At 50.2% G+C, this 26,711-nt stretch carries 27 protein-coding genes; 26 read left to right on the top strand and 1 reads right to left on the bottom strand.

Going from position 1 to position 26,711, the window contains the following annotated elements:
• The first annotated feature begins 7 nt into the window (after positions 1-7).
• The 10 genes from BLR06_RS14595 (at position 8) to hpf (ending at position 7,551) form a co-directional block, all read left to right on the top strand.
• The gene (locus BLR06_RS14595) at positions 8-337 is read left to right on the top strand and encodes a hypothetical protein (protein ID WP_092074333.1); all 330 of its coding nucleotides are present in this window, start codon (positions 8-10) and stop codon (positions 335-337) included.
• A 13-nt stretch (positions 338-350) separates the two neighbouring features.
• Entirely contained in the window at positions 351-935 is a 585-nt protein-coding gene (gene fliD / locus BLR06_RS14600) for a flagellar filament capping protein FliD (protein ID WP_092074334.1), read from the top strand.
• Positions 936-1,062: 127 nt separating this feature from the next.
• Complete coding sequence (locus BLR06_RS14605; RefSeq protein ID WP_092074335.1) at positions 1,063-1,767, top strand: ATP-binding protein; 705 nt, start codon at positions 1,063-1,065, stop codon at positions 1,765-1,767.
• Positions 1,768-1,970: 203 nt separating this feature from the next.
• Positions 1,971-3,347, top strand: coding sequence for a glycosyltransferase (locus tag BLR06_RS14610; protein WP_092074336.1), 1,377 nt, complete (start codon positions 1,971-1,973; stop codon positions 3,345-3,347).
• Between the two features lie 329 nt (positions 3,348-3,676).
• Positions 3,677-3,964 carry a zinc-ribbon domain containing protein gene (locus tag BLR06_RS14615; RefSeq protein ID WP_092074337.1) on the top strand — a complete coding sequence of 96 codons (288 nt, stop codon included), beginning with the start codon at positions 3,677-3,679 and terminating at the stop codon, positions 3,962-3,964.
• Between the two features lie 159 nt (positions 3,965-4,123).
• Positions 4,124-4,897 carry a basic amino acid ABC transporter substrate-binding protein gene (locus BLR06_RS14620; protein ID WP_092074338.1) on the top strand — a complete coding sequence of 258 codons (774 nt, stop codon included), beginning with the start codon at positions 4,124-4,126 and terminating at the stop codon, positions 4,895-4,897.
• 275 nt (positions 4,898-5,172) lie between these two features.
• A complete protein-coding gene (locus tag BLR06_RS14625) occupies positions 5,173-5,838 on the top strand; it encodes an amino acid ABC transporter permease (RefSeq protein ID WP_092074339.1) in 666 nt (221 codons plus the stop codon).
• Positions 5,825-6,544, top strand: coding sequence for an amino acid ABC transporter ATP-binding protein (locus tag BLR06_RS14630; RefSeq protein ID WP_092074340.1), 720 nt, complete (start codon positions 5,825-5,827; stop codon positions 6,542-6,544). Before BLR06_RS14625 ends, BLR06_RS14630 begins: the two co-directional genes overlap by 14 nt.
• A 98-nt stretch (positions 6,545-6,642) precedes the next feature.
• Positions 6,643-6,843 (top strand): cold shock domain-containing protein, encoded by a 201-nt coding sequence (locus tag BLR06_RS14635; RefSeq protein ID WP_092074341.1) that lies wholly within the window; start codon positions 6,643-6,645, stop codon positions 6,841-6,843.
• Between the two features lie 174 nt (positions 6,844-7,017).
• The gene (gene hpf, locus BLR06_RS14640) at positions 7,018-7,551 is read left to right on the top strand and encodes a ribosome hibernation-promoting factor, HPF/YfiA family (protein ID WP_092074342.1); all 534 of its coding nucleotides are present in this window, start codon (positions 7,018-7,020) and stop codon (positions 7,549-7,551) included.
• A 66-nt stretch (positions 7,552-7,617) separates the two neighbouring features.
• Here the strand turns inward: hpf and BLR06_RS14645 are convergent, their stop codons facing one another.
• Positions 7,618-7,818, bottom strand: coding sequence for a hypothetical protein (locus tag BLR06_RS14645; protein ID WP_092074343.1), 201 nt, complete (start codon positions 7,816-7,818; stop codon positions 7,618-7,620).
• 285 nt (positions 7,819-8,103) lie between these two features.
• Here BLR06_RS14645 and BLR06_RS14650 point away from each other — a divergent pair, with 285 nt between their 5' ends.
• The 16 genes from BLR06_RS14650 (at position 8,104) to BLR06_RS14725 (ending at position 26,615) form a co-directional block, all read left to right on the top strand.
• Complete coding sequence (locus BLR06_RS14650) at positions 8,104-9,363, top strand: [FeFe] hydrogenase, group A (protein WP_092074344.1); 1,260 nt, start codon at positions 8,104-8,106, stop codon at positions 9,361-9,363.
• A gap of 23 nt (positions 9,364-9,386) precedes the next feature.
• Complete coding sequence (locus tag BLR06_RS14655; protein WP_092074345.1) at positions 9,387-9,695, top strand: iron hydrogenase small subunit; 309 nt, start codon at positions 9,387-9,389, stop codon at positions 9,693-9,695.
• A 69-nt stretch (positions 9,696-9,764) separates the two neighbouring features.
• Positions 9,765-10,469, top strand: coding sequence for a cytochrome b/b6 domain-containing protein (locus BLR06_RS14660; protein ID WP_092074346.1), 705 nt, complete (start codon positions 9,765-9,767; stop codon positions 10,467-10,469).
• Positions 10,470-10,704: 235 nt separating this feature from the next.
• Positions 10,705-13,215, top strand: a complete 2,511-nt coding sequence (secA, locus tag BLR06_RS14665) for a preprotein translocase subunit SecA (RefSeq protein ID WP_092074347.1) — start codon at positions 10,705-10,707, stop codon at positions 13,213-13,215.
• 181 nt (positions 13,216-13,396) lie between these two features.
• Positions 13,397-14,498 (top strand): peptide chain release factor 2 gene (gene prfB, locus BLR06_RS14670; protein WP_139164505.1). Its coding sequence is split into 2 segments (ribosomal slippage): positions 13,397-13,468 and positions 13,470-14,498, totalling 1,101 coding nucleotides; the frame shifts between segments, so codons are not numbered across the junction.
• Between the two features lie 39 nt (positions 14,499-14,537).
• Positions 14,538-15,227 (top strand): LmeA family phospholipid-binding protein, encoded by a 690-nt coding sequence (locus BLR06_RS14675; RefSeq protein WP_092074349.1) that lies wholly within the window; start codon positions 14,538-14,540, stop codon positions 15,225-15,227.
• A 320-nt stretch (positions 15,228-15,547) separates the two neighbouring features.
• Positions 15,548-17,602, top strand: coding sequence for a DUF5693 family protein (locus BLR06_RS14680; protein WP_092074350.1), 2,055 nt, complete (start codon positions 15,548-15,550; stop codon positions 17,600-17,602).
• Positions 17,595-18,701: a polysaccharide pyruvyl transferase CsaB gene (gene csaB / locus BLR06_RS14685; RefSeq protein WP_092074351.1), complete on the top strand. Its 1,107-nt coding sequence runs from the start codon at positions 17,595-17,597 to the stop codon at positions 18,699-18,701. Before BLR06_RS14680 ends, csaB begins: the two co-directional genes overlap by 8 nt.
• Before the next feature lie 5 nt (positions 18,702-18,706).
• The gene (locus BLR06_RS14690) at positions 18,707-19,555 is read left to right on the top strand and encodes a YitT family protein (RefSeq protein WP_092074352.1); all 849 of its coding nucleotides are present in this window, start codon (positions 18,707-18,709) and stop codon (positions 19,553-19,555) included.
• Positions 19,556-19,733: 178 nt separating this feature from the next.
• Positions 19,734-20,567 (top strand): transketolase, encoded by an 834-nt coding sequence (locus BLR06_RS14695; protein ID WP_092074353.1) that lies wholly within the window; start codon positions 19,734-19,736, stop codon positions 20,565-20,567.
• Between the two features lie 15 nt (positions 20,568-20,582).
• The gene (locus tag BLR06_RS14700) at positions 20,583-21,521 is read left to right on the top strand and encodes a transketolase family protein (protein WP_092074354.1); all 939 of its coding nucleotides are present in this window, start codon (positions 20,583-20,585) and stop codon (positions 21,519-21,521) included.
• Between the two features lie 136 nt (positions 21,522-21,657).
• Positions 21,658-22,401, top strand: coding sequence for a site-2 protease family protein (locus BLR06_RS14705; RefSeq protein WP_092074355.1), 744 nt, complete (start codon positions 21,658-21,660; stop codon positions 22,399-22,401).
• A 207-nt stretch (positions 22,402-22,608) separates the two neighbouring features.
• A complete protein-coding gene (gene ftsE / locus BLR06_RS14710) occupies positions 22,609-23,286 on the top strand; it encodes a cell division ATP-binding protein FtsE (RefSeq protein WP_422699892.1) in 678 nt (225 codons plus the stop codon).
• Positions 23,276-24,163, top strand: coding sequence for a permease-like cell division protein FtsX (gene ftsX, locus BLR06_RS14715; RefSeq protein WP_092074357.1), 888 nt, complete (start codon positions 23,276-23,278; stop codon positions 24,161-24,163). The genes ftsE and ftsX overlap by 11 nt, the downstream gene beginning before the upstream one ends.
• Before the next feature lie 19 nt (positions 24,164-24,182).
• A complete protein-coding gene (locus BLR06_RS14720) occupies positions 24,183-25,307 on the top strand; it encodes a murein hydrolase activator EnvC family protein (RefSeq protein WP_092074358.1) in 1,125 nt (374 codons plus the stop codon).
• A gap of 168 nt (positions 25,308-25,475) precedes the next feature.
• On the top strand, positions 25,476-26,615 hold the full coding sequence (locus BLR06_RS14725) for a S41 family peptidase (protein WP_092074359.1): 1,140 nt from the start codon (positions 25,476-25,478) through the stop codon (positions 26,613-26,615).
• Positions 26,616-26,711 lie beyond the last annotated feature (96 nt).

A 26,711-nucleotide genomic window follows, 5' to 3' on the forward strand; every position in this document is an offset into this window, starting at 1 on the left:
GAGCAGTATGGCGGCTTCACAGCAGCTATGGTCGGATTATTTGTTTTTAACCAGAGAGATGGAGCGGTTTGTCGGCCAGGATGGGGACGAACTGTTCTTCGACCTGCTGGAGCAGCGGGAAAGATTGCAGGCCCAAATAAGCGCGAACCCGGATAAGTGGCTGTCAACGCCTGAGGGGCGGGAACTGCTGGCCGAGGTCGGCCGGGGAAATACCCGGATCACCCAGCGGCTGCAGGCCGCGTTAAGCCGGATGAAATACCAGCAGACGGTGTCTCAGGCTTATGACGGGTATGGAGCGGGCGGGCCTGTCGGCGTTCGTCTCGACTATAAAAAATGAGGTGGCGGGGAAGATGAGCATGACCGTCGGAACAAGTCAGACTGCCTTGTGCAGTGCGGAACTTGCCCGGGCTTCCGCTGAACGGGAGAGCATCAGGAAGCAGAGCAGAGACCTGCAAAGCGCGGCGACCGGGGTTGAAGCCAAGCTTAAGGCATTTGGGGCCAGCGGACTGTTGGCGACAATGTACAGCCAGGATAAGAATGGCTCGGCGTTTCAAACCTTCGCCAGAAGTGCGGTGCGGGAATTGTGCAAAAGCTATCGGCAGCTGAATCAAACGCTGGCCGATTCCGACCGGCTGTCGAATGAAGGCCGGGCGCTGCTGGACAAGGTGAAAGAGTTATTGACAGGCGAGCATGCGGACGCTTTCGCCGAAATGGGCCTGAGCTTGAACCGCTATACCGGCGAACTTAAATTTGATGAGCATACCTTTGCCGAAAAGATTGCCGGCGACCCGGAGGGGGTGCGCAAGCTGCTGCTGGACAAAAAATATCTGGGACCGGCGGTATCCGATGTTGTGGAAACCATTTTGAAGCAGTCGGACGGATACTATTTCAATCCGGCCTATCGTAACCAGCCCGCAATGGATGTTTATGCGTAATGTTTTTTGACCGTTTGACGCATTTGTCAAGCGGTTTTTTATGTCGTTTTTGGTGTGACCTGAATCACAGCAACATTGACCAGCTTTCTGTATAATGAAGTTATAAAGCCATAAGGAGGCGAAATCAATGTTAATGAAAAAGCTTAGTAAAATAGATGAAAATAAATGTGTTGGCTGCGGGCTGTGCATCCAGGCCTGCCACCAGGGGGCTTTGCAGCTGGTGGATGGCAAGGCGAAGCTGGTCGCTCCCGCCCAGTGTGACGGGGTGGGCATGTGCCTGCCGGTCTGCCCCAATGGAGCCATTATTCTGGAAGAGCAGCCGGCGGAGCAGACGGTTGCGCCGGCGGCAATGGCGGGAGAATTCCGCTGCCCGGGCACTGTTGCCAATCTGATTGAGCGCAAAAGACCGGCTGCTGCGGCGGAGCAAGCCCAGCCGGTGGCATCGCAGCTGCAGCAATGGCCTTGCCAGATTAAGCTTGTGCCGCCGGCCGCCGCTTATTTTGACCGGGCGGATGTTCTGATTGCGGCCGATTGTACGGCTTATGCCTATGCCAATATTCACCGGGATTTTATGCCGGGGAAAATTACCTTAATCGGCTGTCCGAAGCTTGATGAAGGAAATTATGCCGATAAGCTTGGCCAGATTTTCCAGCTCAACAGCATTCAGAGTGTAACTGTGCTGCGCATGGAAAAGCCCTGCTGCAGCGGCCTGGCCAATGCGGCCCTTGCGGCGCTGGTCAGCAGCGGCAGACAGATACCTTTTCAGACCGTCATCATTGGCATTGACGGCAGCATTCTTGAAACTAAGGAATTGGTTTCAAAAGCGGTTTAATTACCGGATGGGCGGTGTTCCGGCCGACGGGATGCTCCTTTTGTCTCAAGACAAAGGGGGAGGCATCCCGTCGGCTTTTTGTCTGCCGCAAACAGGCATATCCGCCGCACTTATTGGCATAGGTATGAATAGTATATAGTAATTGTTTGTTCTTGTCGCTTACCAGGGAAAGACGGATTATTGTTGTAAGAAAGGAAGATGGTATGTTAACAAGCATCGTCATGTTGACTTATAACAAGCTTGCTCATACCCAGACCTGTATTGACAGCATCAGGGAATATACAGCGTCCGGCACGTATGAGATCATTGTGGTTGATAATCATTCAACTGATGGCACGGTAGAATGGCTGAAAGAGCAACCGGATATCCGCAGTATTTTGAATAGTAACAATGAAGGCTTTCCCAAGGGCTGTAACCAGGGGATTGAGATTGCAGCGGGGGACAGTATTTTATTGCTGAATAACGATACCATTGTTACTGCCAATTGGCTGAGCAATCTGACCACCTGTTTATACAGCAGTGAGTCGGTCGGCGCGGTGGGCGCGGTAACCAATAATTGTTCTTATTCCCAGTCAGTTCCGGTCAACTATAAATGTACGGAAGAGATGCAGCAGTTTGCCAGGGAGTATAATGTCTCTGATCCGGCAAAATGGGAAGAACGCTTGAAACTGGTAGGTTTCTGCCTGTTAATCAAAAGACAGGTCATTGATGAGGTTGGGCTGTTAGACGAGCTGTTTACACCGGGCAATTACGAGGATGACGACTATTCCCTGCGTATCAGGCTGGCCGGTTACCGCTTAATTTTATGCCGGGATACGTTTATCCATCATTTTGGCAGTATCTCCTTTAAATCCAACAATGATTTATTTGTCCGCCTATTGCGGGACAATGCCAAGAAATTTGAAACCAAATGGGGCTTTAATCCCACTTATTCTACTTTTATCCGCAACGAAATCGTCAACCTGCTGGATGCGGTGCCGGACCGGACAATGCGGGTGCTGGAAGTCGGCTGCGCCTGCGGCGGCATATTGCTGAAATTAAAGCATGTATTTAAAGATGTTGATTTATACGGCATTGAGCTTAACGAAAATGCAGCGAAAAGCGCGCAATTGTTTGCCCAGGTTACCATTGGCGATCTGGAAAAAATTGAACTTGGCTACCCGGAATTATTTTTCGATTATATTATTATGGCCGATGTCCTGGAACATATGACCGATCCCTGGCAGGTCCTTAGAAAAGTTCACAAATACCTGCGGCCGGACGGCAAAATTATTGCCAGCATTCCCAATGTTATGCATTTCAGCGTCATTCGGGATATGCTGAACGGATTTTGGAATTACCAGGATGCCGGCATTCTGGACCGGACCCATTTACGTTTTTTTACCATGAATGAAATTAGCAAGATGTTTGACGAGACCGGGTATGGCAATTTAATCTATAGCTTCACCACCATACCGGTATCGGAAGCGGATTTGAAGTTTATTAATGAATTATGTCTTCTTACCAGTAAAAGTTTAGCTGCGCAATATACCTCCTATCAATACCTGATTAAGGCGGCTAAGAGCCTTGCCCCTTCCTAGGCAAGGCTTGTTTCCTATTTTTTCCCTTGCAATTTCTGGACATAAAAACTATAATTTACTGTAAGAACCTATTGCTTAGGTCTGTGGTTGAAAGTCGATGCCAGTCGCAGGCGAAACGATCCACGTAAGGAGTCCAAAAGCGGCTCTGATCATGGTGCGGCTTAGAGGTAAGACCTGCCGGGAATCTTGTACATATTATATTGCCCGAGAGTAGAAGTAGTGAGGGGATAGTTCCTATTAGCGAAACTTCCAGCAGGCGGGTGTGGGGTCAAAGACCAGGTCGGCTAAGCAGTGGTCCTTAAAAATCAAAAGGTGAGGGGATTTCTTTAATGGCTTTCCAGGACAAGACTCTTAAGTGCAAGGACTGTGGGGAGGATTTCGTTTTCACAGAGGGTGAGCAAGAGTTTTATGCAGAAAAAGGCTTTGAAAACGAGCCGGCGCGCTGCCGGAGCTGCCGCGATTCCAGAAAACGCAGCCGCGAAGGCGGTGAAAGTCATCCACAGCGCGAAATGCACGAAGTTGTTTGCGCACAGTGTGGGATAACTACCGAGGTACCTTTTAAACCGCGCAATGATCGTCCTATTTATTGCCGCGAGTGTTTTAACGCCAACAAATAAACCCGACCTGACAGGCAAGACCGTAAATAACGCCCGGATTTCCGGGCTTTTACTTTTGTGGCGGCAACTGTACTACAATAAAAAATGCTTGATTAATAATACATAAACTATGTATTATTATAAGTAGATTAAATACATACTTTTTAGGAGGTTCTTATTGTGTCGAAAAAGACGATAGCGTTTGTTCTGGCGGGCATACTTGTATTGGCCCTTGGTTTGACCGGGTGCGGCGGCCAGCAGCAGGCCGGTCAGGCTAAAGTGTTAAGAGCTGCGGGGGAGGCTACCTTTGCGCCATTTGAGTTTCAGGATGAAAAAACCAATGAGCTTACCGGTTTTGACGTTGATTTAATTAAAGCCATTGGCAAGCAAATGGGCTACGAAGTACAATATCAAAATCAAAGTTTTGACGGATTGATTCCGGCTTTGGATTCAGGCAATATTGATATTGCCATATCGGGTATGACCATAACCAGCGAGCGGGCGCAGAAAGTCAATTTCTCCAAGCCCTACTATAAATCCGGTCTGACCATACTGGTGAAAAAGGATGATGACAGCATTAAGGGCTTTAAGGATCTTGCCGGTAAAAATATCGCCGTACAGATCGGTACAACCGGCTCGATGGAAGCAAAGAAAATACCGGATGCCAAAGTCCGCGAGTTTAACAGCGCCGCTGAAGCAATCATGGAACTTAAAGCCGGCGGTGTTGATGCCGTTGTGAATGATATGCCGGTGAACGAGTATTATCTGGTGCAAAGCGGCGGCCAGGAAGCCAAAAGCGTTGGTGAACGCCTGACCTCGGAAGATTATGGAATTGCAACCGCCAAGAAAAATACGGAGCTGAACGAAAAAATAAATAAAGCCCTTGATGAGCTAAAACAAAACGGGGAATATGAAAAAATCTATGTAAAATGGTTTGGCGTAAAACCTGAATAATCATGTATTCAGTATACTTATTCAATCAAGTGTCCCCAGGCAAGCAGCAGGTGCTGACTTACCGCAGACGGTTCAATTGGCTTGCCGGAAGCTTAAGGCGTAAAATTTATCGCTTTAAGCTTCTCTTTTTTTAGCCTGTTTGCCGCTGTCCGGCCGGTGCATTACCTGATGGGCGCAATAAAGGGTTGACAGGTCCATACCAGGTGCATATAATCATTATGTGCATTAAGATTCAATAGAAGTGGTTAATTATTAATTTCTAAGGGTGAAGGTGAATGAATTTCGATTTAGACTTAGTTGTCCGTTCCTTTCCGCTGTTATTAACAGGAGCAGGCATAACCATACAGATTACCGTACTGAGTGTGAGCTTTGGCTTATTGATCGGCATGTTTGTCGGTATTGCCCGTTTGTCCAGCTGCTGGCCCGTGAAGCTTTTGGCGCGGGCTTATGTTGATTTTATCCGGGGAACGCCGTTACTGGTTCAGATTTTTATCATCTATTTTGCCTTGCCAATGATTGTCGGGACAAGAATTGATCCGTTTATTGCCGCGATCACCGCCTGCAGTATCAACAGCGGCGCTTATGTCGCCGAGATTTTCCGGGCCGGAATTCAGTCGATCGACAGAGGTCAGATGGAAGCAGGCCGTTCTTTGGGGATGACCTGGGGGCAGACCATGCGGTATATTATTATGCCGCAGGCCTTTAAACGGATTATACCGCCCTTAGGCAATGAATTTATTGCCATGCTGAAAGATTCTTCGCTGGTGTCGGTGATCGGCTTTGAGGAGCTGACCCGCCGCGGCCAGTTAATTATTGCCCGCACCTATGGTTCGTTTGAGATCTGGCTGTCGGTGGCGTTTATCTATTTAATCATGACCTTTACCATTTCCCGCTTGGTTGATTATTTGGAGCGGAGGTACAAAACCGATGATAAGCATTAAAAATATTCATAAAAAATTTGGCGATTTGCATGTGCTGAAAGGGATTAATGCCAGCGTCCGGGAAAAAGAAGTGGTTGTCGTCATTGGTCCCAGCGGTTCCGGCAAAAGTACGCTGCTGCGCTGTATCAATTATCTGGAAGTGCCAACCGAGGGCGAGATTGCGGTGGATGGAATTCCGCTTACCAGCCAGGCCAATATCAATAAAGTCCGGGAAGAAGTTGGCATGGTATTTCAGCGCTTTAACCTGTTTCCGCATATGTCGGTGCTCGAAAATGTGATCTTAGCGCCGGTAAAGGTGCGTAAGACCGCCAGGGATAAGGCTGAGCAAGCCGGTCTGGAGTTGCTGGCGAAGGTCGGTCTGGCCGACAAGGCCGCAGCTTATCCGGAGCAGTTGTCAGGCGGGCAGCAGCAGCGGGTCGCTATTGCCAGAGCGCTGGCCATGCGGCCGAAGATCATGCTGTTCGACGAACCCACTTCGGCCCTGGACCCGGAAATGGTCAACGAAGTTTTAGAAGTAATGAAAACTCTGGCCCGTGAGGGCATGACCATGGTTGTGGTAACGCATGAAATGGGTTTTGCCCGGGAAGTGGGCGACCGGGTGATTTTTATGGATGAAGGCCGCCTGGTAGAACAGGGGACGCCGGAAGATATATTCAGCCATGCCCGGGAAAGCCGGACCAAATTATTTCTTTCGAAAATATTATAAGCTGGTATTGATTGACAATTATAACCAGAAGTGTTATACTGACTAATGTGGCCCAGAAATATGGTGCGCCAGTTTATTTTTCTAGGAGGAGTTTCAGAATGATTGGTAAAGTTAAATGGTTTAGCGCAGAAAAAGGTTATGGTTTTATTGAGCGAGAAGATGGTGGCGATGTGTTTGTGCATTTCTCCGCTATTCAGGATCAAGGCTTTAAAACTTTAACCGAAGGTCAAACTGTTGAGTTTGACATTGTTGAAGGCGCTCGTGGTCCCCAAGCTGCCAATGTTACAAAGTCAGCTTAATAAATAGACACTATCAATCCGGCTTAATCGTTTAAGCCGGATTTTTAATTTTCAGGCAAGTGAAACAGCCGATGGCCAAACATTATAAATATATCTAAATATTGTAAACTTTAATAGGATTTTTTTTCTTTTTGGAGAATACTATTAGTGAAATACAGGAAAGGGGTGGGTAGTATGGCAACATTTACAGTACGAGGAAAAAATATTGAAATTACACCAGCGTTAAAAGAATATGTAGAAAAACGGATCGGCAAAGTTACCAGGTATTTTGACACCGTTGGCGAAATTACCGTAATCCTGACTGTGGAAAAGGGCCGTCATATTGTGGAGGTTACCGTTCCTTTAAACGGGATGCTGCTGCGGGGCGAAGAATCGACCACCGACATGTATGCCTCAATTGATCTGGTTATTGATAAACTGGAAAAACAAATAGAGAAATATAAAACAAAACTGGCCCGCAAGCTTCGTTCTGGCATTCTTAAACCTGATGCGGCCAGCGTCAGCGCTCCGGTTTTGGATAGCGATGATTTCCCGCTGGTGAAAACCAAACGTTTTGCCGTTAAGCCGATGGATGTGCAGGAAGCCATCATGCAGATGAATCTGATTAACCATGATTTCTTTGTGTTCACCAACGCGGACACTGAGGATGTCAACGTAGTATACCGGCGCAGAGACGGCGCTTACGGCCTGATTGAGCCTGAAATCTAAAGGTGGTCAAGGCAATAAAGAATTAGCAGGTATCCGGAGGGATACCTGCTAATTCTTTATTGCCTTTTACCGGCAGCGGCGCACCACGGTAATTTCAGCTTCAGTGGACAATTCCAGCTCCCGGGCTTTCCGGGTGAACTCATGTTTGGTAATCAGACCTTTTTCAACCAGTAATTCAATCAGCGTGGCGACGGCAAGTGTGTTTTTATAGTCAATTTCTTTTAGGTCGGCAATTTGTCCAATGATCTCGATGGAATCCAGTTTCATTACAACCCTCCTGTGAAAAGGATACTTATCAAAAGTATACCCTGAAAGCGACGGAAACATTCCCGCCGGTTAAAGGTTTTTACCTTTATTTTTTAGGAGAGCCGGCAGCGGCTAAATAGTATTTTCAGGAGAACAAGCGCTGTAACCAATATACTCGCAGTAATGTGAAAAAATTACCTTTATTTTTTTTATTTTTTTAAAAACTTTTCTATTTTATAATTATTCATTCACCCAAAACAATTTGTTAAACTAAAATTAACAATAATTTTACCCATGGGGGTTATTATGAGCGGTTTTCAAGCAACTGAGTTGACAAACATCATTGAAATTGACCGTAACAAGTGCAAAGGCTGTGACTCCTGTAAAGCTTTCTGTCCGACAGGCGCCATTAACGGTAAGTATGGCGCGATTCACTCCATTGATCAGGAGCACTGTATTTTTTGTGGACAGTGTCTGATCAATTGCCCGTTTGGCTCAATCAGCGATACTGTTGATACGGTTGATGTCGTAATCGAAAAACTGCGCAATAAAACAATCACCGTAGTTGCCGTTACCGCGCCGTCTGTCCGCGTGGCAATCGGCGAGGAATTCGGCCTGGAGCCGGGTACACTGACCACTGAAAAGCTCTATGGGGCATTAAAGCAGGCTGGTTTCAAAGTTCTCGATGCGAACTTTGCGGCCGATCATACCATCCTGGAAGAAGGCAGTGAGCTGGTTGCCAAGATCCGTCACTATCTTTTGCAGGAGCCGGCGCAGCACCAGCTTGGCCCGCTGCCGCAATTTACTTCCTGCTGCCCGGGCTGGGTTCTGTTTGCTGAACTTAATTGTCCGCAGATTCTGCCTCATCTGTCTTCGGCCAAATCGCCGATTCAAATGGCCGGAGCACTGGCCAAGACTTATGGCGCCCGGCAAATCTGGCAGGTTCAGCCGGAAATGATGTATGTTGTTTCGATTGCTCCCTGTACAGCCAAAAAGTTTGAAGCATCCCGGCCGGAATTTGTCAGCGCCGCCCGGTATTGGCGGCAGCAAGGGCATTCAGCGGTTTATCCTGACGTTGATACGGTGCTTACCACCAGGGATCTGGCGCGGCTGTTGAAAAAGCTCAATATTGATTTTAACCGGGTAGAGCCTTTTGCCGATGCTGACAACCCGCTGGCTCAATATAGCGGGGCAGGCACGATTTTCGGCAATACCGGCGGAGTGATGGAAGCTGCCTTAAGAACAGCTTATTATGTTATTTCCGGCGAGGAGCTGCCGGTGCTGGAGTACACTCCGGTACGGGGCCTGGAAGGTCTTAAAGAGGCGGCTGTGGCGATCAGGGATGCCGGGACGGGGCAAACAATCCGCCTTAAAGTCGCCGTGGTACATGGGACCAAAGATCATGTACGGCCGGTCGTGGAGCAGGTGATCGCCGGCAGGTCGCCTTATCATTTTATTGAAGTGATGAACTGTCCCGGCGGCTGTATCAACGGCGGCGGCCAGCCAATTAACCCGATGGGCACGTCCTGGCTGGGCAAATTCAAGGCGTTGCTGCCGTGGCATTAAGCTGGAATCAGGAGGAAATCACAATGGCGCATTATGATTATGTTGAAAAAGCGGTGGCCGTAACCCGGCGGGAATTTCTGGGGATTGCCGGAGCAGCCGGAGCGGTATTGTGGACCGGCGCTTATGCGGTTACTGATCTGGTGCAGGACCGGAGCAAATATATTAAGCTGCGGGCCAGGGGGTTGTACCGGGACGATGTGCAGGCCGCTGTACGGCAAAGCCATCATAACCCCGGCCTGCAGGCCATGTATAAAAGTTTTGCCGGTCAGCCGTTAAGCCAGCTTGCCGAGCAGCTTTTTCACACCGGCTATATTGACCGGACCGGCCTGTAACTCGTGGCGCCTGAGCGGGAAAGCGGTGTGGAAATCCGAAAGTTACCTATTGGGGGGCGGTGATTTAATATGAATCTTGATGCTGTTTACGAGCCGCGGGTATTAAAGCATTCCTGGAAATCCAGGTTGTTTCACTGGGCGCTCATTCTGGGATTTTTGCCGGCGGCTGTTACGGGCTTTATTCTTTGGCTCAGGACCGGCAGCGAGCATTTCCTGCATGTGGCGATGCAAGTCCATATTGCCAGCGCTGCAGTTGTAACCGTGGCGGCAGTATGGTATACGCTATTTGCCTTTGACCGGGTGGTAGCCTTTCTCCGGCTGATTTTTACCTGGAGTGACCGGGATGTGGGCTGGCTGCTAACCGGCGGCGGTTATCCGCAGAAAATGCTGTTAGGCAAAAAAATAGCTGTGCCGCCAATGGATAAACTGAATTCAGGGCAAAAAATATTCGGGATAGGTTTTTTGTTTGGCGGCCTGCTGTTAATTGTCAGCGGCTGGCTGCTGTATGCTTTTATTCCGGTGCTGCCCAAGGCCTTTATTTACTGGACCGATCTGACGCACCTGGCGGTTGGGGTTATTGTGGGCTTAATGATCGTGCCGCACGTTTTTCTTGGTGTTTATAACTGGGGTGAATGCAAGGCCATGCTGGGCGACGGCACCCAGCCGTTAGCCGAGGTGCAGGAGCACTGCCCGCTGTGGGCGGCGAATAAAATTGAGCCGGCGAAGGACGATCTGGCCAAAGCACCCGGCGCGGTAAGCTGTGAAGCTAAATAGAGCAAGTTAAACCAGCCGTTGGGGGCTGGTTTTTGTTTGGGAAACGCCAAAGCGGCAGTGCAGCGCCCGGCCGGTTCATGCAATATATTCCGGCGGCAATATGCATATACTAATACGGTATTACCCATAGGCCGTTGGATGTTTTTGACTTCTGGGTAATTGTCTGCTAAAATTCTACAATAGGGATAATAATGCATATTGTTAAAAATGTGCCAATTTCAGGGAGTGATACTGGTTGTTTAATTTTATAAAGAAGCTGTTTGGCGATGACAATGAAAAAGAAATTAAGCGCATGACGAAATATGTTGAACAAATCAATACGTTTGAGCCTGATTTGCAAAAGATGAGTGATGGCTCCTTAGCCGGCAAGACCGGGGAGTTTAAGCGCCGTCTGGAGCAGGGCGAATCCATAGATGATTTATTGCCGGAGGCTTTCGCGGTGGTCCGGGAGGCATCGCGCCGGGTACTGGGCATGCGGCATTTTGACGTCCAATTGCTGGGGGGCGTTGCCCTGCATGAGGGGCGTATTGCCGAAATGCGCACCGGAGAAGGCAAAACACTGGTGGCTACCCTGCCTACTTACTTAAATGCGTTAACCGGCCAGGGGGTTCATATTATTACGGTCAATGACTATCTGGCCAAGCGGGACAGCGAGTGGATGGGGCGGGTATACCGCTTTCTGGGATTATCGGTGGGGCTGATCGCCCATGGTCTTGACTTCCCTGACCGTAAACTGGCTTACAGCTCTGATATTACTTATGGCACCAACAATGAATTCGGTTTTGATTATCTGCGGGACAACATGGTCATTTATCCCGAACAGATGGTGCAGCGCGAACTCAATTACGCCATCATTGATGAGGTTGACAGTATTCTGGTGGATGAGGCCCGGACGCCGCTGATTATTTCCGGCCCCGGCGAGAAATCGACCGATCTGTATTATGTGCTGGCCAAAGCGGTAATGAAACTGAAAGAAACCGAAGATTACACCATTGATGAAAAAGCCAAAGCGGTCATGCCGACCGAAGCCGGCATTGCCAAGATTGAGAAGCTGCTGAATATTACCAACCTTTATGACAGCGCCAATATTGAAATGTCCCATCATTTCAATCAGGCTCTGCGGGCTAAGGCGCTGATGAAGCGGGACCGGGACTATGTGGTTAAAGAAGGCGAAGTCGTCATTGTCGATGAATTCACCGGCCGGCTGATGTTTGGCCGCCGTTATTCAGACGGTTTGCATCAGGCCATTGAAGCCAAAGAAGGGGTTAAAATTGAACGGGAAAGCCAGACGCTGGCGGCAATTACCTTTCAGAACTATTTCCGGATGTATAAGAAGCTGTCCGGTATGACCGGTACCGCAAAAACCGAGGAAGCGGAATTTAGAAAGATTTACAATCTTGAGGTTATTGTCATGCCGCCGAATCAACCGGTATTGCGGCAGGACCTGCCTGACGTTATTTATAAAACAAAGCGGGCCAAGTATAAGGCGGTCATTCAGGAAATCACCGAACGCTTTGCCAAAGGCCAGCCGGTGCTGGTGGGAACAACTTCGATTGTCCAGTCGGAAGATTTAAGCGCTATGCTCAAGAAGAAAGACATACCGCATAATGTGCTGAATGCCAAATATCATGAGATGGAAGCGCAGATTATCGCCGGAGCCGGTCAGCGGGGCGCGATTACCATTGCGACCAATATGGCGGGACGCGGTACGGATATTGTGCTGGGCGAGGGTGTAGCCGAGCTTGGCGGGCTGCATATTATCGGGACCGAACGCCATGAGAGCCGGCGGATTGATAACCAGCTGCGCGGCCGGGCAGGCCGCCAGGGCGACCCCGGCTCCTCACGGTTTTATCTGTCGCTGGAAGATGAGCTGATGCGTCTGTTCGGTTCGGATAATATCGCCAATATTATGGATAAACTGGGGATGGAAGAAGACGAACCGATTGAGCATACACTGATTACCCGTTCAATTGAGCAAGCACAAAAGAAAGTGGAAGCCCGCAACTTTGATATTCGTAAGCATGTGCTGGAATATGACGATGTAATGAATCAGCAGCGTGAGGTTATTTACGGACAGCGCCGTCAAATTCTGATGGGTGAAAGCATGCGCGAAAATATCTTCCATATGATTGAAAAATTAGTGGAAAAAGCGATGGAGCTTTACGCCAATGAAAAAGCGTTTCCGGAAGACTGGGATTATAGCGGTTTAATTGAATACTGCACCGGGTTTTTTGCTCCCGAAGGCCGGCTGTCACAGGCTGAGCTCGAGAAACTGAGCCGGGAGGAACTGCAGGAAGAACTGCTGAAAGCAGCCGAAGAAGCTTACAATTCGCGAGAAGTCTTGTTTGGCGAAGCCAGCATGCGCGAACTGGAAAAGGTTGTCATGCTGAAAGTGGTGGACGGCAAGTGGATGGAGCACCTGGACCATATGGATATGCTGCGGGAAGGGATTGGCCTCAGGGCTTATGGCCAGCGCGATCCGCTGATTGAATATAAAATTGAGGCGTATGACATGTTTCAGCAGATGATTGAGAATATTCAGGAGGATATTGTAAAATATATCTTCCGGGTGAATATCGTAACCCAGCCTGAGGATCATTTGCAGCAAGCCCAAACCAGCCATGGCGATGTTGCCGCCGAGGCTTCCGCCGCCAGGCAGCCGCATGTCAACAAGGAACAAACCGGCCGCAACGACAGCTGCCCCTGCGGCTCAGGCAAAAAGTACAAATACTGCTGCGGCCAGTAAGTTGATAAAAATCTAACCACAGAGTACACCGAGGTCACAGAGGAAATGAAAAAGCCCTGTGAAAATTTATGCGCGATAACATCGCGTCGTTTCCTCGCACCCCTCCGTGTACTCTGTGACCTCTGTGGTTAAATACCGTTTTTTCTGCGGTTAAAATATCGTTTTTAAGGGAGTTGAGACAATGCTTTTGGAAGATTTGCGGGTGCAGATTGTGGATATGGAAAAGAAGCTTGACGAAATGAGGGCTTCTCTTTGACGTTGCCGGCAAAGAGGAGAAGATCGCTGAGCTGGAATATAAAATAAGCGAGCCTGGCTTTTGGGATGCCCCGGAGCAGGCGCAGCAGGTCATGCAGGAACTGACAGGAATAAAAGACACCGTTGGCCAATACAATAGTTTGTATGAAGGCTATGGTGAGATGACCCTTTTATGGCAGCTCGGCATGGAGGAAAGGGATGAGAGTGTATATCCCGATGTTGTCGGCGCCCTGAAAGGATTAACCAGGGAGATGGAGCAGCTTGAGCTTACACTGATGTTATCCGGCGAATATGACGCCAACAATGCCATTCTTACGCTGCATGCCGGCGCTGGCGGCACGGAGGCCCAGGACTGGGCGCAGATGCTGCTCAGAATGTATGTGCGCTGGGCCGAGCAAAACAGCTTCAAGGTGGAGACGATGGATTTTCTGGCCGGCGATGAAGCCGGAGTGAAAAGCGCAACTTTGTTGATCAGCGGCCGTAATGCCTATGGGTATCTGAAATCGGAAAAAGGCGTTCACCGGCTGGTGCGCATTTCACCCTTTGATGCCAGTGGACGCCGGCATACTTCCTTTGCGGCGGTCGATGTGATGCCGGAAATTGATGACAATGTGGAAATCAATATCAATCCGGTCGATCTCAGAGTCGATACCTTCCGGGCCGGCGGGGCCGGTGGACAGCATATTAATAAAACCGATTCCGCAGTGCGGATGACCCATATTCCGACCGGCATTGTTGTTCAGTGTCAAAATGAGCGTTCGCAGATTCAAAACCGCGAGCAGTGCATGAAGCTGCTGCGCGCTAAGTTATTTGAGCTGGAACGGCAGAAACAGGCTGACACAAAATCGGAACTGGCTGGTGAATACCAGGCGATTGAATGGGGCAGCCAAATCCGTTCCTATGTTTTTCATCCCTATCATATGGTGAAAGATCACCGGACAAATGCCGAAACCGGCAATACCCAAGCGGTCATGGATGGGGAACTGGAGTTGTTTATTGAGGCTTTCCTGAAAAACGGCATGCATTAGTACGCGGTACAGTGCGTAGCGCTCCTGGAGGCGAGGCTTGTGACTAGACGGTTCGTGATTGGCTTGGCGATCATCGCAATGTTGCTTATTGCCGGCCAGATTCTGCTGCCGAAGGCTGTTTCCGATATTGTAGCCCAGGGAATGGTCAGACTTACCGGTAGTGAAAATGTTAAGGTTGACGTAGAAAAAAGCCCGGCATTATTGATGCTGGGCGGAAAGTTTGATAAGATAACGTTAGCTGCGCAGAATGCCAAAACAGATAAACTGACGTTCAGTGAGCTGCAGGCTGTTTTACAGGATGTGCAAATTGACATGAATACGCTGATTAGCCGCCGGCAGGTTGTCATTCAGTCAGTCGGCGAGGTTGAGCTCAAAGCGGCTTTTAGCCAGGAGGAGCTGGCCCGCTTTTTAAATCAGGCGGTCAAAGGCGTCCGGAATGCCATTGTGACCATTACGCCTGAAAGAGTCCAGGCCAGCAGCAATTTTGCCATTGGCGGGTTTGCCCATGTGGCTGTCACGCTGGAGGGGAAAATTGTCGGCGACGGGCAAAAAATTAAATTTGTTACCGAACGCTTTTTGCTGAATAACAACCATGTCGGCAATATTGGCGGGGCGGTACTGACCGAGATCCCGCTGGTCGATCTCAGCAAGCTGCCCTTTAACGTGCATACCCGGGATATCGTCCTTGAACAGGGGCGGGTAGTCATTTATACCGATAACCGGCCCTAACCGAACAAGCAAGCCACTGCCTCTATAGCAAGCTATAGAGGCAGTTTTGCGGGGAGCACATACCGGGGTTTAACCACAGAGGGCACAGCGGGTACGGCGCGATAATTATCGCGCATACATTTTAATATATACTGGTTTCGTTCCCTCTGCGACCTCTGTGTACTCTGTGGTTCAATTGCTCTTTAAAATCTTTACAGCCAGGCAGGATATTGGCATGGGATGGCAGAATAAGTTAATTTTGCATAAAGCATTGCCGCATGAGGCAAAACTAGAAAAGATCATTGCGGCCGGTTGATTTTTTTGGTAAGGTGGAGAGAATTTTGACGCACTTTAAATATAACCGCATTTTGCTGGTGTTGATCCTTAGCGGGTTGCTGGCGGCACTGGCTTTAGGCTGGCAGCGCCACCAGGCGGAAGAAAGCAATACAACGGTTGAACTGGTTATGGATTATGAGGATGTTGTTGAGCTGGCGCAAACTGAGGGAGTAACAGTGGAAAGTCTGGCTGCTCAGCTCAAAGCGGCGGGTCTTACTTCTCTGGCGGTTTATGAAACTACCCTGGAAAAACTCAACAAAAGCGGCAAAATTACCGCTGTGGCCGGCGCGCAGCTTTTGCATCAATACCGTACCGGTACACTGTCCGATCCGGCCTGGCGCAGCTTAGTCGAAAGCGGCTTGATTATTGCAGAGGACGTTTATGTTACCGGCCGGGACAGCAATGTTTTTGCCGAGGTCAAAAGTGATCTGGAGCGGCGCTTGTCTGCCCGGCGGATTAGTGCTTTCACTGTTGGCGGCAGTCAGGTACTGGCGCTCAAAGCCAATTATGAAAAGCTAGAGAAGTGGAATCTCGGACTGCCGTCCGATGAGATGCGGGAAGCGGCCGGCTACGGGTTCTATGTTGTAGCGCGGCCTACCAATTATACCAAAGTGCAGTCTGCCGATGTCCGGGCTGTATTCGACCGCCTGGCGCCCATTGACCGGGTTTCGGCCATGATGTTTGTGGGCGATGAAGTGCTGGGCTACCCCGATTTACTGGCGTTAACCGCGGAACAGTTTCAGCGGCGCAAACTGACTTTAGGCATGATTGAACATCCGCTGCAGCTGCAGTTTCTCAAGCAGGAAGGATTGACCCGGCTGGCGGCCGCCAATGATTATCAGGCGGCCCGCGTGTATGTAATTCCCAAAGATGAGCAGCCTAAACTTAAAGTCGACGAGGCGGTGCGACGCTGGGTGCTCACCGACCAGGAACGCAATATCCGGATGAATTTGCTGCGCAAATACGATAAGCCTGAACCCGGTCAAACCCTGCTGGAAACAAATTTGGCCTATATAACAAAAACAAGTCAGGCGCTCATCAATACCGGCTTTACCATTGGCAGAGCGGGAACGTACCAGCCCTTGTTCCCCAGTCCCTGGCTATTGGCCGTCATCTGTGTGGGGGCAACCGCGGCCGGGGTGCTTTATCTGACGCTGGTACGTCCGTTTGCCGCCCCCGTACAGTATCTTTTGGTCGTGCTCCTGTCATTGCCGCTGATTGTTCCGGTATTATCCGGCGGCGGAATGCTGGTACGGCAGGCGGTGGCTTTGGTTAGCGCCGTTGTTTTTCCGGTTTTGGCCATGACCTGGCAATTGGACCGCTGGCGTCAGGCGGCCATTGATCCCAGTGCTTCCCTGATCAGGCTGATTGGGCGGGCGGTTGTCAGCCTGCCGGTGGTTGTTGCGCTATCGCTGGCGGGCGGGTTTTATGTAGCCGCAATACTGGGGGATGTCCGGTATTTGCTGGAAATTGAAATTTACCGCGGCGTTAAGCTGACTTTTGTGGCTCCGCTGATTTTAATTACGCTAACCTTTCTGGTCAGATATGATTTATTCGATGCCGGGCCCGGACAGCAGCGCAATATGTTCACGCAGCTGCGCAAAGTGCTTGATTGCCCGGTTCAGCTTAAAGGCCTGCTCGTCCTGGCCATAGCGGCAATTGCCGCCTGGGTGTTTATCGGGCGTTCCGGCCATACGGCCGGCGTTCCAGTGCCGGCTTTAGAACTTAAGCTCCGCGCCTTCTTTGAACAGATGATGTATGCCCGGCCTCGCGGCAAGGAATTCATGATCGGGCACCCGGCGTTCTTTTTGGCTGTAATGGCTGTATTCAGGCAGTGGCCGACGGCGCTTTTCTATGTGCTGGTGATCGGGGCAACCATTGCCCAGGGATCGCTGGTGGAAACGTTTGCTCATATCCGGACCCCGGTATTCATGTCTTTTGTGCGAGCGCTGGATGGTTTGGCTGTCGGCATCCTTGTCGGCGTCATTGCCATGATTTGTGTACATATTTTCATCTATTTATCCTTCGTTCTGGGAAGGAGAACGGCTAAGCATGAGTGAGATAGTAATTTCCGGTTATTACGGTTTTGCCAATGCCGGCGATGAAGCGATGCTGGCCGCCATGATTGAGGTTTTAACCGATTTGGATGCCGGAGTAAACATAACAGTGATTTCCGGCAATCCGGCTGAGACCAGACAAAAGCACGGCGTAGCGGCGGTTTACCGGTTGAATTATCCGGAAATCACCCGGGTTCTGGCGAAATGCGATCTGCTGATCAGCGGCGGCGGCAGTCTGCTGCAGGATGTGACCAGTAATCGCAGCCTGTACTATTATTTGAGCATTATGCTGCTGGCTAAACAGCTCGGCAAACCGGTGATGCTGTACGCTCAGGGCATTGGGCCGGTCTGCGGCTCGCTGGCCAAGGGAGCAATGCGGTATATTGGCAATATGGTTGATCTGATTACGGTTCGTGATGAGGGCTCGCGGGATGAGCTTAAGCGTTTGCAGGTGACCAAACCGCGGATTTATGTCACTGCCGATCCGGTGCTGGCCATTCATCCGGTGGATAAACAAATCGGCCGGGCCATTTTGCGTAAGCACGACTGCGAAGGGGCAAGTCCTCTGGTCGGTATTGCCGCCAGAGAGTGGAAGGACTGGAGCCATTATAAACAGGTGCTGGCCCAGGCCGCCGATCGCATTGCGGCCGAATTTGGCGCCAGAATTGTTTATTTGCCAATGCAGTTTCCGGAGGATGCGGCGGTGGCCAGAAAAATTGCCCGCCGGTCCAGGCAGCCGGCGGCTCTCTTAAATGAAGAGTATACGACAAGTGAATTGCTGTCGCTGGTCGGCAATCTGGATATGCTGATCAGCATCAGGCTGCATGCGCTGATCTTCGCCGGCGTTATGCATGTTCCAATGATCGGCATTTCTTATGATCCCAAGATAGACCGGTTTCTCGAATCGGTTGGCGACTGCCGGGTCGGCACCCTGAAAAGCGTAACTGCCGACAGGCTGCTGACGAAAGTACGGCAGCTCTGGCCGACAATAAACGGCGCTAGACAGCTGCAGGATGAACGGCTGAATGCATTGCGGGAGAAAGCTTTTTATAATGCTGAACTGGCCATTGAACTGATAGCGGCCGGAAAAAAACAGAGGTAATGGCGATGAACAAATTGGTGCGTCAATATGTAGGAATGACCATTGGTATTGTTGTGGCGGCGACGGCATTGAATATGTTTTTGATTCCCAACAAAGTGGCGGCAGGCGGCATCAGCGGTCTGGCGACGGTAATTTACCATCTGTCAGGCTGGCCGGTTGGCGTTATTATGCTTGTTTTTAACATCCCGCTGTTTTTTCTGGGCATCAAGGTCCTGGGGACCCGGTACGGGCTGAATACGCTTTATGGGGCGGCTGCTTACTCGGTCAGTATTGATCTGCTGGCTCCCTATACCCCGGTGCTGACGAATGATTTGCTGCTCAGTTCCCTGTATGGCGGCGTAGTGAGCGGCATCGGCATGGGCCTCGTGTTCCGTTTTAAGGGCAATACGGCCGGTACGGCGATGGCGGCGGCAATTGTGAATAAATTGTATGGCATCAGTGTTGGTCAAGCCCTGCTGGCTGCTGATTTTATTGTGGTGGCACTGGCCGGGGTGGTCTTTAAAAGCCCTGAATTGGCCCTGTACGCCACGATTTCCATTTTTGTAACCTCGCAAATTATTGATTTGGTACAGGAGGGGCCCAGCACGTCCAAGGCCTTTTTCATCCTGACCGAGCAACCGCAGGACATTGCCGACTGCATTTTATATGAAATTGACCGTGGCGTGACTTTTCTGCAGGGTAGAGGCGGCTTTACCGGGCAGGCGCGGGAATTGCTGCTGTGTGTGGTCAGCACCAGCGAAGTGACCCGGCTGAAGGAATTAGTCTATCAAAAAGACCAGCGGGCTTTTGTCATTGTGACTGACGTGAATGAAGTGCTGGGAGAAGGATTTGCCGCCGCAATACCGAAGAAGTAAAGGAATAGTATTACCACAGAGGACACGGAGTACACAGAGGGTTTACGGGAGAACGGCGCGATATTTATCGCGCATAAATTTTAAAAAATCCTGGGTTCGTTCCCTCTGTGACCGCTGTGTACTCTGTGGTTCAGTTTTCATGTGCTGTAATGTATCTAATGTAAGGAGGGGTTTATCCATGTCTAAAAAATTGACGGCTGCACAGGTATCCAATCTGGAGGAGCGGGCCAAAGCAGTCCGGCGTCATATTGTGGCGATGGTTACTGAAGCCAACTCGGGTCATCCGGGCGGTTCATTGTCAGCTGCTGATATTTTAGTAACGTTATATTTTGCCGAAATGAACGTTGATGCCAAGAATCCGAAAGATCCCGGCAGGGACAGGTTTGTACTGTGCAAAGGCCATGCTGCGCCTGTATTGTATGCTACCTTAGCCGAAAAAGGCTATTTTCCGGTCGAGGAGCTGCTGACTTTACGCAAAATTGACAGCCGGCTGCAAGGTCACCCCAGCATGAAGGACTTGCCTGGCATTGACATGTCTACCGGTTCTTTGGGACAAGGCCTCAGCGCCGCCAACGGTATGGCGCTGGCCAGCCGCCTGGACAGCCGCAAGAACCGGATCTTTGCTGTGCTGGGCGACGGAGAGCTGGAAGAAGGCATGGTCTGGGAAGCCGCCATGTTTGCCGGTCACTACAAGCTGGATAATATCACGGCTTTTGTTGATTTCAACGGTTTGCAAATTGACGGTCCGGTAGCCGAAGTGATGTCGCCGCTGCCGATTCCGGAAAAATGGCGGGCGTTCAACTGGAATGTCATTGAAATTGACGGCCATGATATCAATGCCATTTATGACGCCATCCAAACAGCTAAAACAGTCAAAGGCCAGCCGACGGTGATTGTGGCGCATACTGTGAAAGGCAAAGGCGTTTGTCAAATGGAGAATGTCGCCGACTGGCATGGTAAAGCGCCGACCAAGGAACAATGCCAGCTGTTTTTGGGCGAACTTGATGATTAGGAGAGGTGTTGGATAATGGGAAAAGCTACGCGTGAAGCCTATGGCGACGCCCTGCGGGATGTCGGGGCCGAGCTTAAAGATATTGTTGTCCTGGACGCGGATTTGTCCAAGTCTACTAAAACCAACGTTTTTGCCAAGGCCCATCCTGACCGGTTTTTTAATGTCGGAATTGCCGAGCAAAACTTAATGGGTACGGCTGCCGGCCTGGCTGCCGCCGGTAAAATTCCTTTTGTATCGACGTTTGCCATGTTTGCCGCCGGGCGGGCATTTGAACAAGTGCGCAATTCTATTTGCTATCCGAAGCTGAATGTCAAAATTGCCGCCACACACGCCGGTTTGACGGTTGGCGAGGATGGGGCGTCACACCAGGCGATTGAGGATATTGCCTTAATGCGCAGCATTCCTAATATGACGGTGATTGTACCGGCTGATGCCACGGAAGCCCGGCAGGCAGTGAAATTTGCGGCTGAATACCAGGGTCCGGTATATTTGCGGTTGGGCCGTTCGTCCGTACCTGATCTGTTCGGCGACAGCTACGAATTTATTCATGGTCAGGCCGTTCAATTGGACGACGGTTCTGATCTGACCATCATCGCCACCGGGATTATGACGGCTCCGGCCAGAAAAGCCGCCGAAGAACTGGCTGCCCAGGGCATTAGCGCCCGGGTATTGAACATTCATACGATTAAGCCCATTGATAAGGCTGCAATTATCAAAGCCGCCCAGGATACCGGCGCGATTGTTACCTGTGAAGAACACAGTATTATTGGCGGCCTGGGCAGCGCGGTAGCTGAGGTGATCGTGGAAAGCACGCCGGTCCCGCTGGAGCGGGTCGGGGTGCTGGATACGTTTGGCGAATCAGGTAAACCTGATGCGCTGCTGGTGAAATACAAATTGACCGCCGGAGATATTGTTGCGGCTGCCAAACGCGTGCTAAGCCGGAAATCAGGCTGACAAGCTGCGTAATGAAAGCGACTCCTACATGCATACACATGTAGAGAGTCGCTTTTTTGCTGATCGAGTAACACGCCTTAAGCGGCGTGCAGGGGAGCAGGGGCTCTGGTTCGACGGTATGATGGGAGGAATGAGTGTGGGGCCATGGCGGGTGATCACGATCGGCGGTCAGCTGATACGACGCAGTGCGGTATTTTTCCTGGGCCTTGCAGCGATGATCCAACTAGGACCCGCCGCTGCGATGGCGGCGTCAATGCTGATATCCCTGGCAATCTATGCTGCGGCGTTTGGCTTAAAATATGCAGCCGGTTTCATCCTGTTGTTATTTATTCACGAGCTGGGCCATTTATTTGCTTCACGGGTGGTGGGCCTGGCGACATCGGCGCCGATATTTCTGCCGTTTATCGGCGCTGTGATCAGTCTTAAGCAATTGCCAAATAACGCTAAAATGGAAGCGAACATTGCCATTGGCGGTCCGGCAATGGGAACTTTATCGGCTTTGATCTGCCTGATTTTTTATTTCTGGAGCGACAGTCTGCTGATGCTGGTGCTGGCCTATACTGCCTGTTTACTGAATTTGTTCAATTTAATTCCGTGCGACCCGCTGGATGGCGGACGAATTGTCGCGGCCATTTCGCCGCACCTGTGGTGGATTGGCATCCTGGTAATCGGCGGACTGTTTTTTTATACGCACAATATTATTATGCTGCTGATTTTCGCCGTATCGCTGCTCAGGCTGTGGCGCAGCGAAAAATGGGATGAAAACAGCACCTACTACCGTTTGTCCCTCCGGCAGAGGCTGAGGGTATTATGGTGGTATCTGGGGCTTTTGACCGTGCTGGGGATTACTACACTGTATATTGCCGAATTGCTGCACTGACCGGCTGGCTGACAAAAGTATCTGTTGTAAAATATCGACAAAAAGGAGGTTTTTTAGAAAAAACGTCAAATTTTATAAAGCTGTAACCAAAAATTTGTAGTATTTTGCGCAGAAAAGAAAAATGCTGGAACTGGCAATGCTTTTGTCCGGAGCGGCAGTGCTCCGGGTCTGAACGATACACAGGGGGATTGAGTATTTTTGATACATATGACAGGGATTTCAAAAGTTTACAAAAATGGCTCTGTCGCTCTCTCCGATATTAGTATTGATATTGAAAAAGGTGACTTTTTATTTGTCGTAGGTCCTAGCGGCGCCGGTAAGTCTACATTTATCAAGCTGATATTTAGGGAAGAGCTGCCGACTAAGGGGCAGTTGGTGGTCAACGGACGCAATGTTACCAATATGCCGCTAAGTGAGATTCCCTACTTGCGCCGGGGACTGGGAATCGTTTTTCAGGATTACCGGCTGCTGCCGGAAAAAACAGTTTACGAGAATGTGGCGTTTGCCATGCGGGTGATTGAAGCGCCGCGCCGGGAAATCCAAAAGAGAGTCAACAGTGTAATGGATTTGGTAGGACTTAAGGACAAATTCCGCTGTTTTCCCAACCAGCTTTCCGGAGGCGAACAGCAGCGGGTTGCAATTGCCCGGGCAATTGTTAATAACCCGGTCGTGGTGATTGCCGATGAACCGACAGGCAATTTAGACCCCGAAACCTCCTGGGATATTATGCGGATCTTTGAACGCATCAATAAGTCGGGCACAACCATCGTCATGGCAACGCATGATAAAACCATCGTCGATGCTATGCGCAAACGGGTGATTGCAATTGAACGGGGCCGTATTGTCCGCGATCAGGTCAAAGGAGTTTACGGCTATGAAGATTAGAACAACCGAGTACTTTATCCGGGAAGCCGCAATTTCCCTGCGCCGCAACGGTTTAATGAGTTTTGCTTCTATTAGTACGGTGGCGTTGTCGCTGCTGATTTTAGGAATTTTCCTGATCCTGGTTCTGAATTTGAATCACATGGCTTCAGCGCTGGAATCACAGGTGCAAATTACGGTCTACCTTAAGGATGATCTGCCGGAGCTTGAAATCAGGGAAGCTGGTACCGGCATAACCCAAATAGAGGGTGTTACGCAGGTTTTGTTCGTTGATAAGCAGGAAGCAATGGAACGCTTTAAGGAGCGTCTGGGCGATCAGCAAGGCTTGCTGGCGGCTTTGGGTGAAACCAATCCACTGCCCGATGCTTTTGAGGTAAAAGTGGACAGGCCGGAGCGGGTTAAGCCTGCCGCCGCAGCCATCACCACACTTGACGGGGTGGAAAATGTAAAGTTTGGTCAGGAAGTGGTTGACCAGTTATTTACATTGACAAAAATGGTCAGGATTTTCGGGCTGGTGCTGATTGTATTTTTAGCCCTGGCCGCCCTGTTTATTATTTCCAATACCATCAGGCTGACTGTTTTTGCCCGCCGCAAGGAAATCGGCATTATGAAATATGTGGGAGCCACTGACTGGTTTATTCGCTGGCCGTTCCTGATTGAAGGCATGGTTTTGGGCTTTGGCGGCGCTTTGGTTTCCGTTCTGATCTTAAGCCGGACCTATAGCGCGATCACGCAGCAGATTTATGCCTCTCTGGCATTTCTGCCGCTTATTCCCGAATACCCGTTTATTACGAATATCAGTATGCTTATCCTGGTAGTCGGAACGGCGATCGGGGCATTGGGCAGTACGATATCCTTAAAAAGATTTATGAAAGTGTAGCGACGGAGGTGTTCAGTTAATGCTTGACAAAAAGCGCTGGACGGCACTGTTAACCGCCATGCTGGTGCTGTTTTCGGCGGCGGGCGTTGTTTGGGCCAATCACCTGAATGACCAGTTGGATTCAGTTAACAGGCAGATGCGGGAACAACAAACGAAAGCGGCCCGCGCTCAGCAGAAGGTCGACAGTGTATCAGGCCGCCTGAAGAAAATTCAGGATGATTTGGATACGGCGGTTGCCGATTACCAGGCAATCCAGTCCCGGCTGGCTTATACTGAGCAGCAGATTGAGCTTAATGGACAAATACTGGCCAAAGCCGAAGAAAATCTCAATGAACGCACACAGATTCTCAATAAGCGGATGCGTGATATTTATGAGAACGGTCAGCTTAGTTATCTTGATGTTCTGTTGGGCTCCAATGACTTTAATGATTTTACTACCCGGATGGAGCTGCTCAAGCGGGTGGTCAACCAGGACGTGGTATTGGTCGCCAGGGTAAAGGCCGAGCGGGAGCTGGTGCTGCAAAAACGGGCTGAACTGACGCGGGATTATGCCTTAGTTGCCGCATTGCATAAAGAAGCCGAAGAAAAGCAGCGAATGATTGAAGCCCGCAAAAATCAGCAGGAGGATGTCCTGGCTGCTGCAATGAATGAACGGGATGTAGCCGAGAACGCTTATCAGGAACTGATGGAAACGTCCCGGCAAATTGAAGACATGCTTCGTCGCAGCCAAATTGGCAGTGGCGGTGCGCCCGGTTCCACCGGCAGCTTGCTTTGGCCGGCGGCAGGGCCTATCACTTCGCAGTTCGGCTGGCGTACGCATCCAATTTTTGGCACGCAGCGTTACCACAGCGGGATTGATATTGGCGCCGACTATGGCGACAATGTTTCCGCCGCCGACGGCGGCGTGGTAATTTACGCCGATTGGATGGGCGGTTATGGCAAAGCGGTAATTATCGATCATGGCGGCGGCATATCCACTTTATATGCCCATAACTCCGAACTGCTTGTCGGTGTGGGCGAGCAGGTACGAAAAGGACAGAGCATTGCCCGGGTGGGATCAACCGGCTATTCAACCGGCCCGCATTTGCATTTTGAAGTCCGGGAAAATGGCGCCCCGGTCAGTCCGTTGGGGTATTTACCCTAGTGCCTTGTCAGCCTTAAACGGTAGACACTTGGATTAAGGCTGATAAGGCGCTCCCATTCAGCGGCGCTGGTATAAATTCAGCTCATTTGACATATATTTAATCTAGTATATTGGTGATTAGCAGATGTTTGGGTAAACAATCCCAAACCCGGATAGAGGTGTAAGTTTTTGAGTAAACGAAAAATTATTGTCGGCGCTGTGGTATTGGTTGCAGCAACCTTCTTCTCAACCCTCGGCGGCTTGTATTATCTTCTGAATGTGGGCAGCGGTGATGCGGCCAGTACGCTGAAATTCGTGCGGGCGCTGCAAATTATCAAGTCCAGGTATGTTGAAGAAGTGCCGATGGATACGCTGATGACCGGTGCGATCAAAGGTATGGTAGGCTCACTTGGCGACCCCCATTCTATTTATATGGACCCTAAGCTGTACAAAGAATTTATGATTGAGACTGAGGGCTCGTTTGGCGGGGTGGGCATTGTTGTCGGCGTTAAGGAAAAAATGCTGACCGTGGTATCGCCGATTGAAGGCACGCCAGGTGATTTGGCAGGGATAAAAAACGGTGATTTGATTTTGCAGATCGACGGCAAGGACACCAAGGATATGGCCTTGGACGAAGCGGTAAATAAAATCCGCGGCCCTGAAGGCAGCCAGGTGGTTCTGACCATTAAACGGGGCGATCAGGTGAAAGACTATACCCTGACCAGAACCAATATTCAGATCAAAACAATTTCAGGCAAGATGCTGCCAGGCAATATCGGCTATATTCGCTTAGCCATGTTTAATGAAAATACCGGCGCTGATTTCATTAAAAAGTATCAGGAGCTGGAAAGCGCCGGCATGAAAGCCGTCGTACTGGATTTGCGTGATAACCCGGGCGGACTGCTGGAAGAGAGTGTTAAGGTCGCCGGCAAGTTTGTTCCCCGCGGCCCGGTAGTGTCGGTGGTGATGCGGGATGGCCACCGGGAAACCCATACCTCCAGCCTTGACGCGGTAAAATACCCGGTAGCCGTGTTGGTCAACGGCGGCAGCGCCAGTGCTTCGGAAATTGTGGCTGGCGCTATCCAGGATACCCAGGCGGGTACGCTGGTAGGGACCAAAACTTACGGCAAAGGTTCGGTGCAGACCCTCATGCGCATTGACAACGGGGCGATAAAGCTTACCATTGCCAAGTATTTAACGCCAAACGACCGCTCCATTAACGGCATTGGGATTGAGCCTGACGTAATCATTGAGCAACAGCTTAATGGTGAAGCCGGAACGGATATCCAGTTAAATAAGGCCTTGGAAATAGTAAAGAGCAAGCTCTAATCGCAGCGGATTGTCGTGCAGGGGATGTCTTTCGATGCTTTGGCGTTCTTAGGACATCCCTTTGTATTTTTGGGCGCACAAGATGGAACTATGGCG

Origin of the sequence: Dendrosporobacter quercicolus (assembly GCF_900104455.1) — a bacterium.
In the GTDB taxonomy this organism is placed as follows: Bacteria; Bacillota; Negativicutes; order DSM-1736; family Dendrosporobacteraceae; genus Dendrosporobacter; species Dendrosporobacter quercicolus.